The sequence below is a fragment of the Thalassospira sp. MCCC 1A02898 genome, from assembly GCF_001618185.1.
In the GTDB taxonomy this organism is placed as follows: Bacteria; Pseudomonadota; Alphaproteobacteria; order Rhodospirillales; family Thalassospiraceae; genus Thalassospira; species Thalassospira tepidiphila.
Genome location: NZ_LPXK01000011.1, coordinates 445,331 through 457,780 on the forward strand (window position 1 = coordinate 445,331; position 12,450 = coordinate 457,780).

11 protein-coding genes are annotated in these 12,450 nt (G+C 54.9%); 7 read left to right on the plus strand and 4 right to left on the minus strand.

Going from position 1 to position 12,450, the window contains the following annotated elements; genetic code table 11:
• Window positions 1-104 precede the first annotated feature (104 nt).
• A complete protein-coding gene (locus tag AUQ41_RS20730; RefSeq protein WP_083952667.1) occupies window positions 105-482 on the minus strand; it encodes a hypothetical protein in 378 nt (125 codons plus the stop codon).
• A 94-nt stretch (window positions 483-576) separates the two neighbouring features.
• Here AUQ41_RS20730 and AUQ41_RS13060 point away from each other — a divergent pair, with 94 nt between their 5' ends.
• The 3 genes from AUQ41_RS13060 to AUQ41_RS13070 all read left to right on the plus strand — a co-directional run bounded on the left by AUQ41_RS13060 (window position 577) and on the right by AUQ41_RS13070 (window position 3,799).
• Window positions 577-1,884 (plus strand): MFS transporter, encoded by a 1,308-nt coding sequence (locus AUQ41_RS13060; RefSeq protein WP_232308388.1) that lies wholly within the window; start codon window positions 577-579, stop codon window positions 1,882-1,884.
• Window positions 1,885-2,032: 148 nt separating this feature from the next.
• Window positions 2,033-2,620: an ANTAR domain-containing response regulator gene (locus AUQ41_RS13065; protein ID WP_063089024.1), complete on the plus strand. Its 588-nt coding sequence runs from the start codon at window positions 2,033-2,035 to the stop codon at window positions 2,618-2,620.
• A 3-nt stretch (window positions 2,621-2,623) separates the two neighbouring features.
• On the plus strand, window positions 2,624-3,799 hold the full coding sequence (locus tag AUQ41_RS13070) for a CmpA/NrtA family ABC transporter substrate-binding protein (RefSeq protein ID WP_063088797.1): 1,176 nt from the start codon (window positions 2,624-2,626) through the stop codon (window positions 3,797-3,799).
• 53 nt (window positions 3,800-3,852) lie between these two features.
• Here the strand turns inward: AUQ41_RS13070 and AUQ41_RS13075 are convergent, their stop codons facing one another.
• Window positions 3,853-4,494 carry a TetR/AcrR family transcriptional regulator gene (locus AUQ41_RS13075; protein WP_063088798.1) on the minus strand — a complete coding sequence of 214 codons (642 nt, stop codon included), beginning with the start codon at window positions 4,492-4,494 and terminating at the stop codon, window positions 3,853-3,855.
• 148 nt (window positions 4,495-4,642) lie between these two features.
• On the opposite strand from AUQ41_RS13075, the gene AUQ41_RS13080 reads away from it, so the two are divergent.
• On the plus strand, window positions 4,643-6,679 hold the full coding sequence (locus AUQ41_RS13080; protein ID WP_063088799.1) for an NADH:flavin oxidoreductase: 2,037 nt from the start codon (window positions 4,643-4,645) through the stop codon (window positions 6,677-6,679).
• Window positions 6,680-6,728: 49 nt separating this feature from the next.
• Here the strand turns inward: AUQ41_RS13080 and AUQ41_RS13085 are convergent, their stop codons facing one another.
• Window positions 6,729-7,607: a LysR substrate-binding domain-containing protein gene (locus AUQ41_RS13085; RefSeq protein WP_008889542.1), complete on the minus strand. Its 879-nt coding sequence runs from the start codon at window positions 7,605-7,607 to the stop codon at window positions 6,729-6,731.
• A gap of 149 nt (window positions 7,608-7,756) precedes the next feature.
• On the opposite strand from AUQ41_RS13085, the gene AUQ41_RS13090 reads away from it, so the two are divergent.
• Window positions 7,757-8,998 carry an aromatic ring-hydroxylating dioxygenase subunit alpha gene (locus tag AUQ41_RS13090; protein ID WP_083952666.1) on the plus strand — a complete coding sequence of 414 codons (1,242 nt, stop codon included), beginning with the start codon at window positions 7,757-7,759 and terminating at the stop codon, window positions 8,996-8,998.
• Window positions 8,999-9,002: 4 nt separating this feature from the next.
• Entirely contained in the window at window positions 9,003-10,070 is a 1,068-nt protein-coding gene (locus AUQ41_RS13095; protein ID WP_063088800.1) for a hybrid-cluster NAD(P)-dependent oxidoreductase, read from the plus strand.
• On the opposite strand, the gene AUQ41_RS13100 is transcribed toward AUQ41_RS13095, so the two are convergent.
• Window positions 10,071-11,090: a GlxA family transcriptional regulator gene (locus AUQ41_RS13100; RefSeq protein WP_083952726.1), complete on the minus strand. Its 1,020-nt coding sequence runs from the start codon at window positions 11,088-11,090 to the stop codon at window positions 10,071-10,073.
• Window positions 11,091-11,187: 97 nt separating this feature from the next.
• Between AUQ41_RS13100 and AUQ41_RS13105 the strand changes: the two genes are divergently transcribed.
• Window positions 11,188-12,441 (plus strand): sarcosine oxidase subunit beta family protein, encoded by a 1,254-nt coding sequence (locus tag AUQ41_RS13105; RefSeq protein WP_008889546.1) that lies wholly within the window; start codon window positions 11,188-11,190, stop codon window positions 12,439-12,441.
• The last annotated feature ends 9 nt before the right edge of the window (window positions 12,442-12,450 follow it).

Sequence of the window (12,450 nt, forward strand, 5' to 3'; positions counted from 1 at the left end):
TGCCAGAATTGAAGATTGAGAAAATTATCTTTTAACAAACTGAAAATATTGATGAAAAGGTTTGCTCGGCAGATTGACGAATTTGGCTGGGTTCACCGTAATGATTAAAAAGTAATCATCAATAAAAGCGAGTGATTTAAATTTGTGCAAAAAATAGTCATTTTGGCGGACTGAAAAACATCCTGTGCAGATGCGGTCGTCAAATTATGATTATTTTCAACCATTTGATGGAATTGTCCCGCATCGCGGAAGAACTGGCGCGGTGTTTGCAATACCGGTTTCGTGTGAGCAGCTTTGACGAAAGCATGCCCAATGACGGGTGGCTCACAGTTCTTCGTCCAACGGCGGACGATCAGACGTTTGGAACAGCAGCGCGATGAGCGCGCAGCCTTTCCGATACGAATGACGGGCCGCCTGCGGACATCTTCCAGATGAAGCATGAGGCCCATGGGGAAAAACCGTCGGTCGTACAAAGCAAACATCAAGCTCTGCGCGACCTAAACGAAGGGCTTCAATGTTATGGAAATCAAGAACAAGGCTACACGCATAAATCTATTCAGTCTCAAGACTGTCCAGATGCGTACTTTCCACCTCACCTGGCTTTCATTCTTCCTGTGCTTCTTTGGCTGGTTCGGGATCGCACCGCTGATGCCGCTGGTGCGCGATGATCTGGGCCTTAGCAAAAGCGAAATCGGCAGTACCATCATTGCCTCGGTCGCGATTACGGTTCTGGTCCGACTTTTGATCGGACCGCTTTGCGACAAGATCGGCCCGCGCAAGACCTATACCGGTCTTCTGGTGCTGGGGTCGCTTCCGGTCATGCTGATCGGTCTTGCCGACAGTTATGAAACCTTCCTGCTTGCCCGTCTGGCCATTGGGTCAATCGGCGCATCCTTTGTCATCACGCAGTATCATACCTCCATGATGTTTGCGCCAAACGTTGTCGGTACGGCCAATGCCACGACGGCGGGTTGGGGTAACCTTGGCGGTGGCGTGACCCAAATGGTCATGCCAGCAATCCTTGCGATGGTTCTTGGTTTTGGCGTGGCTGAAACCATGGGCTGGCGTCTGGCGATGGTGTTCCCGGGTGCGATCATGCTGGTTGTTGCCGTGCTGTACTGGGTCTTCACCACCGACTGCCCGGGAGGCAACTATGCCGACATGCGTAAAAGTGGCGCGCTTAAGCCGGAAGACGATACTGCCGGTGCCGCCAAGGGCATGATGGCAGCCGTTTCCGATTACCGTGTCTGGGCATTGTTCCTGGTGTATGCCGCCTGCTTTGGTGTCGAGCTGACGATCAACAACATTGCGGCGATCTATTTCTTCGACAAGTTCGAGCTTTCATTGGCAACCGCTGGCATGATTGCCGGTCTGTTTGGTTTGATGAACATCTTTGCCCGCACGCTGGGCGGTGTGTTCTCTGACAAATTTGCTGCCAAGGGCGGCCTTTCGGGTCGTGTGAAATTCCTGTTCATGGCACTGTTCATCGAAGGCGTCGCACTTGTGGCCTTCTCGCAGATGGAAGCACTGGTTGTTGCCGTTTCGGTGATGATCGTCTTCTCGCTGTTTGTTCAGATGTCAGAAGGTGCGACCTTCGGGATTGTGCCGTTCGTTAATCGCAAGGCGCTTGGCTCTGTTGCAGGTATTGTCGGTGCGGGCGGTAATGCTGGCGCGGTCGCGGCGGGCTTCCTGTTCAAGTCCGAAGCACTTACCTATCAGGAAGGTCTTCTGTATCTCGGTCTGGCCGTGATCGTCTGCTCGTTCGCAGCTTTGGCGGTGCGTTTCTCGGCGGAAACCCAGGCCGAAGAAAAGGCGCGTTTCGATGCGGCACAGTCAGAACGTTTTGGGACTTCGGGTACAGCGCAGCCGGTTCCGGCTGAATAAGATACGCTGTTTGATATGATCTTCTCGGGATGCGGTCGGTGCCGCATCCCGAAACCAATAATCCGGCCCCGCAAACGGGGCGGAACATATAAAAAATATCTCAGAGAGGCGCAGCCATGTCAGGCTGTCAGGGAGTTAGGGTTAGTTGGTGAAGCTGGAAGAATTCAATATTCTGGTGATTGACGAAAATCCGGACCGTGCGGCGATTGTCGAACGTGGTCTGGTTGAAAGCGGCTATACCCGCGTGGCCCGTATCGGCACGTCCCATAATCTGGTTGAGCGCATTCAGGCGTTGGCGCCAGACATCATCATCATCGATCTTGAAAACCCCGACCGCGATACGCTTGAACAGATGTTTCAGGTGTCGCGCGCCATTGCGCGCCCGATTGCGATGTTCGTTGATCAAAGTGACGCATCCATGATCCACGAGGCGGTTTCGGCAGGCGTCAGTGCCTATGTGGTTGATGGCCTGCGTCAGGACCGCATTCGCCCGATTGTCGAAATGGCGATTTCACGGTTCAACGTCTTTGATCGGCTGCGCCGCGAACGTGATGAAGCGCAGGCGAAGCTCAATGAACGCAAACTGATTGAACGGGCCAAGGGCATCCTGATGAAAGAAAAAGGTCTGTCCGAAGAAGATTCTTATGCGCTGCTGCGCAAAAACGCCATGAAGCAAAATCGCAAGATTTATGAAATCGCGCAAAGCGTCATCACGGCGTTTCAGTTGGAGTTTTGATGGATGGCTAACAAGGTTCGTCTCGGTTTTGTTCCACTGGTCGATTGCGCCATTCCGGTGGTGGCGCGTGCCATGGGGTTTGCCCAGCAGGAAAATATCGATCTGGAACTGGTCCGTGAAATGTCATGGGCAGCCATTCGTGACAAGCTTTCCTTTGGCATGTTTGAAGCAGCCCATCTTTTGGCGGGAATTCCGATCGCCGCGCGGCTTGGCCTTGGCGGACTACCGGTTCAAAATATCGTCGTGCCGATGGCGTTGGGTCGTGGTGGCAATGCGATTACGGTCTCGACCCAGCTTTATCAGCGCATGTTGGAGGCCGACCCGAATGCGATGCTTGGGCCGCGCGGTCGGTCGGCCAGGGCGCTTAAAAAGGTCATTGATGAAGACAAGGCTGAAGGGCGCCCGATCCTGTCTTTTGCCACCGTGTTTCCGTTCTCAAGCCACAACTATGAGCTTCGTTACTGGATGGCGGCAGCCGGTATTGATCCGGACATGGATGTGAATATCGGTGTGATCGCGCCGCCGCGCATGTTTGACAGTCTGCGCAATGGCTGGGTGGATGGTTACTGCGTTGGCGAACCATGGAACCAGCGCGCGGTGTTTCACGGCGATGGCGTGATTGTTGCGCTTAAGGACGATATCTGGTCACGAAGTCCGGAGAAAGTTCTTGGTTTGCGGGAAGACTGGGCGCAGAGCAATCCGGAACTTGTTTCTGCACTTGTGCGTGCGCTTGTCCGGGCTGCTGAATGGGCGGACCAGCCAGGGAACCGCGTTGAGCTGGCCCACATACTGTCTGAGGAGGCCAATGTCGGCGCGCCGTTTGAAGTGCTGAAGGCATCGCTGAGCGGTAAGCCGGTGTTACGTCCGGGTGAGCCACCCATCGATCTTCCTGACCGTCATGTCTTTTATCGGTACACAGCAACATTTCCGTGGTTGTCACAGGGTCGCTGGATTGGCGAACAAATGAAGCGTTGGCGACAAATTCCCCAAGACACGGATCTTAAAGCCGTCATTCCAGATGTCTTTCGACCGGACCTTTATCGAACGGCGGTTGCCGGGCTGGATGTTCTGGTTCCGCAGGATGACTGGCGCGTCGAAGGTGCCGCAGATGCACCGGATCGATCTCTTGTAGGTATGGATCAATTCCTTGATGATACGATTTTCAAGGCAGAGTTCTGAGCCCAAAGGTGGCTTTGTTCGCCGTGAAAATCGGATGAATGCCGCTTCCCGGTTCAGGGTGCAAAATTGTGCCGCGCATAGAACCGGTTGAGTTCGCTTTGCGTCGGGGCCTGGCCGCAGAATGTTTCGACATAGCCTGGAATGCGCGCCATGCGCACGGCTAAATCTTCGTTTGCTTTCATCGAGATATAGCCGATCTGTACCAGATAGATCGCACGCGCACGGACGTCGGCCATGCGTTCATCCTGTCCGAAATGGATGAACAGTTTGGCAAGCGCATCAAGGCGTTGCTGATCGGCCTTTTCAATTTCGGCCCTTACATCGTCGGATTGCATCGACCAGCTGCGTACGGCAAATTCAAGACGCGAGTCAAACAGGTCGGGCATCAGCCAGCAATCGATGATGTTCAGCATCGCTTCCGAGACGGTCTCGGCATAGGCCTCTGTTTGTTTGATCAGATTACCGGTGTTTTTTTCGCGCCACAGATCCAGCAGGGCACCAAGCAACTCCTTTCGGTCCTTGAAAAACCAATAGAAGCTGGTGCGTGACAGGTTCAGGCGCTTTGCCAATGGTTGGATTTTTACGCCATCGACGCCGGTTTCAAGCAGGGCGTCGTAGGCCGCGTTCAGCCAAATCTCGGCCGATCCGCGCCAGCCACTATTTTGTCCGGCGATATCTTCAATCTGTTCTTCCATGGACGTTTCCTTAGCAAACTGCCCGGATCGCGACAAGCAGAGTGTACATGAATGTATCCAAAATATACATCAGTGAACTTAAAATTGACACAACTGTACATTTCTGAATATCGTCATGGGCAGAGAGTCCAAACCCGGAGCCCCGCACATGTCCAACGACCCGCTTCTTCAGCCTTATCAGCTTAAACATCTGACGCTGCGTAACCGCATCATGATGACGTCGCACGAACCGGCCTATCCCGAGGATGGCATGCCAAAGGACCGTTATCGCGCCTATCATGTCGAACGCGCCAAGGGCGGTGTTGCCATGACGATGACGGCGGGCTCGGCTGCAGTGTCAAAGGACAGTCCGCCGGTTTTCAACAACCTTCTGGTCTGGAAAGACGAAGTCGTTCCTTGGATGAAGGACCTGACCGACGCGGTGCATGAACAGGGTGCCGCGGTCATGATCCAGCTGACCCATCTTGGCCGTCGCACGCGTTGGGACAAGGCGAACTGGTTGCCGGTAGTATCCCCATCGCACAAGCGCGAAGCCGCCCATCGGGCCTTCCCGAAAAAGATGGAAGACTGGGATATCGAACGCATCATCAAGGATTATGCCGATGCGGCCGAACGCATGAAGGCAGGCGGTATGGACGGGATCGAGCTTCAGGCCTATGGCCATTTGATGGATCAGTTCTGGTCGCCGCTGACCAATGAACTAGATGGTCCTTATGGCGGCAGCATTGATAACCGCCTGCGGTTCACCTTTGATGTTCTGACTGAAATTCGCAAGCGGGTCGGGCCCGACTTCATTGTCGGTGTGCGCTATACCGGTGATGAAGACCTTGAGGGTGGCTTGACCAAGGAAGATGGCCTGTCGATCTCCAAGCGGCTTAAAGACAGTGGCATGGTCGATTTCCTCAATGTCATTCGCGGGCATATCGATACGGATGCCGGTCTGACGGATGTGATCCCGATCCAGGGCATGGCGAACTCGCCGCATCTGGATTTTGCCGGTGAAATTCGCGCCGCCACAGATTTTCCGACATTCCATGCTGCCAAGATCCCCGATGTTGCGACTGCGCGCCATGCGATTGCATCGGGCAAGGTCGATATGGTCGGCATGACGCGCGCACACATCACCGATCCGCATATCGTGCGTAAGATCATTGAAAAGCGCGAAGATGAGATCCGCCCGTGCGTTGGGGCCAACTATTGCCTAGATCGCATTTATCAGGGCGGGTCGGCCTATTGCATCCATAACGCCGCCACCGGCCGTGAGCTTTCGATGCCCCAAATCATTGAAAAGGCTCAAACTCGAAAGAAGGTCGTGATTGTCGGATCCGGTCCGGCCGGGATGGAGGCCGCCCGTGTTGCCGGCGAACGTGGTCATGAAGTTGTTGTCTATGAAGCCGCGCCTAATCCGGGCGGGCAGATCCGCCTGACCGCACAGAATGAACGCCGCCGCGAAATGATCAGCATCATTGAATGGCGGATGGCCGAGTGCACCCGACTTGGCGTAACCTTCCATTTCAATACCTGGGCCGAGGCCGACACGATTACGGCCGAAAACCCGGATGTGGTGATCATCGCCACCGGCGGCATGCCCGATACCGAAGTCCTGTCAAAGGGCAATGATCTGGTCGTGTCGACCTGGGATATCATTTCGGGCGACGTCAAGCCGGGCGCCAATGTTCTGGTCTATGACGATGCCGGGGATCATGCCGGTTTGCAGGCAGCGGAGCTGATTGCCCAAAGTGGTGCCAAAGTCGAAATCATGACACCGGATCGGTCCTTTGCACCGGAAGTCATGGCGATGAACCTTGTGCCCTATATGCGCAGCATGCAGAAGCTTGATACGACCTTTACGGTGACCTATCGCCTTGAGGCGGTGGAAAAGCAGGGCAACCAACTCATCGCGCATGTTGGCAGTGATTATGGCGGGGTCGCCAAGCAACGCATTGTCGATCAGATCGTGGTTAACCACGGCACCATTCCGCTTGATGACATCTATTTCGATCTCAAGCCCGGCTCATCGAACCATGGTGAAATGTCGCATGACGACCTTCTGGCCGGAAAACCGCAATCGGTTGTGCGCAATCCAGATGGTGCCTATCAGCTTTTCCGGATCGGGGATGCAGTATCAGCACGCAATACCCATGCGGCGATCTATGATGCATTGCGTTTGTTAAAAGACGTCTGATCTGTGCGGCAAGTGTGGCGATGTGCTGCGCTTGCCATTTGCCTTCCTGTCAGGCGGCGTCAATCAGCCAGTCGACAAATATGCGGGCCTTTTCGGATGCGCGCGGATGGACGCGTAGATAAAACCCCATCGGCGAGGGGATTTCGTCAGGCACAAGTTTGATCAGGCGCCCGTCTTCCAGCAGTGGCCCAACCAGTTCGTCCCATCCAAGCACCGCACCGACGTCATCCTGCGCGGCCTGTAATGCAATCGTGTAATTGTTGAGCTTAAAGCTGCGGCCCTTAGGGGCCGGGCGTCCCAATGCACGGAACCAGTCGGTCCATGTTGTCCAGTCCGTTTCCTCGTTATGCAGGTGGATCAGGGGTGCACGCAAAAGATCATCAATCGTTTCGATGTTTTGTTCGGCCTTAAACGCCGGTGTGCCGATGGCGGCCACGCGATCCTGAAACAGTTTATAATATCCGTCCGCCCCATCATCGGGGTTGCTGTAATGGATGCTGAGATCGCAATACCCCGTCATGCCCGGCACATCCGATACAATTTGCGACACCGTGATATTGGGATGAATTTTCCAGAAGGCGGCAATTTTTGGCGTAAGCCAAAGTGAACTGACTGCCGTTGTCGTCCGGATTGTGACATCAACCGTTTCAGGTTGATCGCGCAACTGAATGACCGTGTCGGAAATGGTTTCAAAGCCCCGTTGCAGGGCGACGAGAAGGAAGGCGCCTTTCTCGGTCAGCTCCACCCCGCGGTTGCGGCGAATGAAAAGGGCGCTGCCAATATCGGCCTCAAGTGCCTTGATCTGATGGCTTACAGCCGCAGGTGTCACGTTCAATTCCGCAGCCGCATCCTTGAAACTCATGTTGCGACCAGCTGCCTCAAAGCAGATCAGGGCATTTATTGAAGACAGATCATATGGGCGGGCCAACGGCCTCTCCTGAAAACAGCGCAAGGTAATTTCTGTGAGTTTTTCAGATTAGGTGAGCTAAACCAAGATGAAAATTAATGCCGTTGTAAATCGTGGCATGAAGTTCACACTTTTGGTTGCTTCCAACCATCAAGAAACGGATTTCCGCCATGCCTGTTATGCCGCAATCAGTTCAAGAGCTTTTGGCGCGTCGCGTTCCTGGATATTCCCTGGAACAGCCGTTCTATACCGATCAGTCGATCTTTGAGCTCGACCTTGAAAACATTCATTACAAGGAATGGCTGTTTGCGATCCCGGCATGCGAAATCCCCAAGGCGGGTGATTACGTCATTTATGAAGTCGGTGCTTATTCCGTCGTGATCGTGCGCGGCAATGATCAGGTGGTGCGTGCCTTTCACAATTCATGCCGTCATCGTGGCTCGGTTCTGTGCAAAACCAAAAAGGGCCGAAATCCAAGGCTGGTTTGTCCGTATCACCAGTGGACCTATGACCTTGATGGCAAGTTGCTTTGGGCGCGTGATATGGGTCCGGATTTTGATAACTCAAAATTCGGGTTAAGCCCGGTTCATTGCCGGGTGATCCACGGATTGGTTTATATCTGCCTGGCTGAAAATGCGCCGGATATTGAACCGTTTGCCAAGGCCGCCGAACGCTATCTTGCGCCGCACGATCTGGAAAATTCCAAGGTCGCGTTTGAAAGCACGATTATCGAAAAAGCCAACTGGAAGCTGGTCTGGGAGAATAATCGGGAATGTTATCATTGTGGGGGCAATCACCCATCGCTGTGCCGGACCTTCCCGGAAGATGCGCGTGCGATCGGCAGCACATCTGATGGTGTCGTGGCCAGTGTGCTTGATGATCATGTGGCCCGCTGCGAGGCGGTCGGCGCGCCATCTGCCTATCAGATGTCCGATAGTGGTGAATGGCGTCTGGTGCGTGTGCCGCTTTTGGGGGAAGCCGAAAGTTATACACTCGACACCAAGGCGGCTGTCAGCCTGCCGAACTCCAACATCCCGTTCCAAAATGCCGGATCACTTTTAAAGTTCCATTATCCGTCAACCTGGAACCATTTTCTGTCGGACCATGCGCTTGTTTTCCGTGTAACGCCGATCAGCCCGATGGAAACCGAAGTCGTCACCAAGTGGCTTGTGCACAAGGACGCGGTTGAAGGCCGTGACTATGATCTGAAACGTCTGACCGAAGTCTGGCTTGCGACCAATGCCGAAGACAAGGAAGTGGTCGAAAACAATCAGCGTGGTATCGCGACACCAGCCTACAAGGTCGGTCCGTATTCCGAAATCCACGAAGCCGGTGTTGCCCAGTTTGGCAACTGGTATGCGAAAACCCTGTCGGACAAGCTTGCCGAAAACAGATTGATCGTGGCGGAGTAGGGCGATGTCTGTGATCGAAAAACCAAAGCTTGCCTTCTGGTCGGACGCTGAGGAACTGGAATGTGTTTCGTTCCTGCCAGAAGCCCCCAATGTCATGACATTTTGCTTCCAGTCGGTATCGGGCGCGTTGTTCAGCTATGACCCGGGGCAGTTTTTGACTTTGGAGCTCCCGGTGCCGGGTGGACCGCTTTATCGCACCTATACGATTTCATCTTCGCCATCGCGCCCGACATCCTTGACGGTAACGGTCAAGGCGCAAGTTGGGTCGGTCGGTACGCGCTGGATGCTGGATAATTTGCGTCCGGGCATGCGCATTCGGGCCAAGGGGCCGGCTGGAAGCTTTTCACTGATTAACCATCCGGCGGATAAATACCTGTTCATTTCGGCGGGGTCGGGCATCACACCGATGATGTCGATGACGACCTATCTTTATGACGCCGGGCGTGATCCCGACATTGTCTTCGTTAATTGTGCGAAACGCCCGTCCGAGATCATCTTTCGCGAACGGTTGGAACACAGCGCGTCGCGGATTAACGGTATTGCCCTGAAATGGGTGGTTGAAGAAGCCGATCCCTACAAGCCATGGACCGGGTATTTGGGCACGTTCAATCAGCTGATGCTGGGCCTGATGGCGCAGGATTATCTTGAACGTGAAGTGTTCTGTTGCGGACCGGAACCGTTCATGCAGGCGGTGCGCGAAGTTCTTGTCGGGCTTGGCTATGATATGGATCGCTACCATCAGGAAAGCTTCCACGCGCCGACACTCGAAGCAGAAGACGTGCCAGATGATGTCGTGCCTGATGAAGACAGCAAGGCGGTCATCGCATTCACCGCATCTGGCATCACGGCAAATTGCACCCAAACCGATACCGTCCTTGCCGCGGCGCGCACGGCAGGCCTTGTGATCCCGTCAGGCTGTTCGATGGGGATTTGCGGGACGTGCAAGGTGCGCAAGACCGAAGGGCAGGTTCATATGGTTCATAATGGCGGGATCACGGACGACGATATCGAAGAGGGTTACATCCTTGCCTGCTGCTCGAACCCGATCGGGCAAGTCACCATTGATGCCTGACTACGGCTGGGCCGTCGGAACGGTGTTTCGGTATTCCGACGGGTTCATGCCGATTTCGGCCTTGAAGGCATGAATGAAATGCGATGCATCACAAAAGCCGGTGCTAAGCGCGATCTGGGTGGTGGTTTTTCCCGTTTCGCCCAGCAGCTTTTTGGCGGCATCTAGCCGGATGCGCAAAGCGGCACGTGATGGTGAAATGCCTATGTCGGCATTAAACGCGCGTTCGAGCTTACGGCGTGTGACGCCAAGTTTTTCGGCCATTTTGGCGACGGTTTCGGGCGACTCAATATTCTGGCGCATCCGCAATAGCGCCTTTTTGACCAGTGCGTCTTTGGCAACCAGATCGGTCTGAAAGCCTGGCTGCGGATTTTCACCGGTCATGGCCTCGTTGATGATCATGATACTCAGGCTTTTGGTCGCCGCCGTGCGCCCGATGTGCTTTTCCACCACCCAGGCCGCCAAATGCGCGGCCCCATGCCCACCCGAACAGGTCAGGCGATCCCGATCCACGACAAAGATTTGATCGGAAACCGGTTGGGCGGCTTCGAACCTTGCGACAAATTCGTCATGGTGAAACCAGCTAACACAGCATCGGTATCCTTCAAGCAACCCGGCCTCATACAGCGCGAAAACACCGGTACACAACCCGATCAGGTTTTTGCCCTTGGCGGCAGCCGCCTTGAGATAGGCAATGCAATCGGATGAAAACCCGCCTTGTTCTTGAATAAGGCCGCCGACAACCACGATATAGTCGTAGTCACCAGCATTGCGCAGACGCGTGTCGGGCTGCACCTTGACCCCGCAACTTGAACGCACCGGATTCATGGTATCAGACAGCACCGTCCAGTCGCAATGAATGGGCCGCGAACGGTCGGCTTCATCGGCCGAAAGACGCAAGACATCGACAAAACTGGCAAACGCTGTCAGCGTGAAATTGTCTGCCAGCAGAAAGGCGACGCGAAGGCGCTTTTTTGCATTGGGTTTGCCGGGGTTTGATCCCGGGCTCGAAAAAGAGTTCATGGCAAAAATATACAATGAAATTGTCGCAATTATCCAGTCCGCAGAGCATGGACATTGATAGAGTTCCGGCAACGGTAAATCGGGGGATCGTATAATCATGACCCATTTTTCTGCGCTATCGCTTATCAAAAACGCCCTTAGCGGCCAAAAAAACTGGGAGCCGCAATGGCCCGACAGTGAGCCGAAGGCCGAATACGATGTCATCATCGTCGGCGCGGGTGGTCATGGTCTTGGTGCGGCTTATTATCTGGCCAAGGAACACGGCATCACCAATGTTGCCGTGATCGACAAGGGCTGGCTTGGCGGTGGGAACACCGGCCGTAACACGACGATTATTCGGTCGAACTACCTCTATGACGAAAGTGCCAAGCTTTATGACCACGCGCTTGATCTGTGGGATGGCCTGAGCCAGGAGCTGAATTACAACGTCATGTATTCGCAGCGCGGCGTTCTGATGCTCGCGCACAATGTCCATGACGTTCAAAGCTTCCAGCGCCATGTGCATGCCAACCGCCTTAACGGTGTCGATAACGTCTGGCTGTCGGCCGAGGAAGCCAAGGAATTCTGCCCACCCCTCGATATTTCGCCGACTGCGCGCTACCCGGTCGTTGGCGCGGCGCTTCAGCGTCGCGCGGGTACTGCACGCCATGATGCGGTGGCATGGGGTTATGCCCGTGGGGCGGCGGCACGTGGTGTTGATATCATTCAGAACTGCCCGGTAACTGCCATTCGCCGTGGCCCGGATGGCCGTGTCACCGGTGTTGAAACCGCCAAGGGTTTCATTGGTGCGAAAAAGGTTGCTGTTTCGGCCGCGGGTCATACCTCGGTCGTGATGGATACGGCCGGTGTGCGCATGCCGCTTGAAAGCTATCCGTTGCAGGCACTGGTGTCCGAGCCGATCAAGCCGATCTTCCCCTGTGTTGTCATGTCCAACAGCGTGCATGCCTATATCAGCCAGTCTGACAAGGGTGAGCTCGTGATCGGGTCGGGGACCGACCAGTATACCAGTTATTCCCAGCGTGGCGGTTTGCCGTTGATCGAGCATACGGTTGCCGCGATCTGCGAGATTTTCCCGATCTTTAACCGCATGCGCATGCTGCGTAAGTGGGGTGGTATTGTCGATGTGACCCCGGACCGTTCGGCCATCCTTGGCAAGACGCCGGTACCGGGTCTTTATGTCAACTGTGGCTGGGGGACAGGCGGGTTCAAGGCGACCCCGGGTGCCGCCCACACACTGGCATGGACCGTCGCCAAGGATGATCCGCATCCGGCCAACGCGCCCTTCACCCTTGAACGTTTCAGCACCGGTCGTCTGATTGACGAAGCCGCTGCTGCCGCTGTTGCGCACTAAGGAGACCGG

Bases quoted from the DNA above. Each gene is read 5' to 3' on its own strand.
- AUQ41_RS13070 (WP_063088797.1), top strand. From the start codon at position 2,624: ATGGCTAACAAGGTTCGTCTCGGTTTTGTTCCACTGGTCGATTGCGCC.
- AUQ41_RS13075 (WP_063088798.1), bottom strand. From the start codon at position 4,494: ATGGAAGAACAGATTGAAGATATCGCCGGACAAAATAGTGGCTGGCGC.
- AUQ41_RS13060 (WP_232308388.1), top strand. From the start codon at position 577: ATGCGTACTTTCCACCTCACCTGGCTTTCATTCTTCCTGTGCTTCTTT.
- AUQ41_RS13100 (WP_083952726.1), bottom strand. From the start codon at position 11,090: ATGAACTCTTTTTCGAGCCCGGGATCAAACCCCGGCAAACCCAATGCA.
- AUQ41_RS13105 (WP_008889546.1), top strand. From the start codon at position 11,188: ATGACCCATTTTTCTGCGCTATCGCTTATCAAAAACGCCCTTAGCGGC.
- AUQ41_RS13095 (WP_063088800.1), top strand. From the start codon at position 9,003: ATGTCTGTGATCGAAAAACCAAAGCTTGCCTTCTGGTCGGACGCTGAG.
- AUQ41_RS20730 (WP_083952667.1), bottom strand. From the start codon at position 482: ATGTTTGCTTTGTACGACCGACGGTTTTTCCCCATGGGCCTCATGCTT.
- AUQ41_RS13090 (WP_083952666.1), top strand. From the start codon at position 7,757: ATGCCTGTTATGCCGCAATCAGTTCAAGAGCTTTTGGCGCGTCGCGTT.
- AUQ41_RS13080 (WP_063088799.1), top strand. From the start codon at position 4,643: ATGTCCAACGACCCGCTTCTTCAGCCTTATCAGCTTAAACATCTGACG.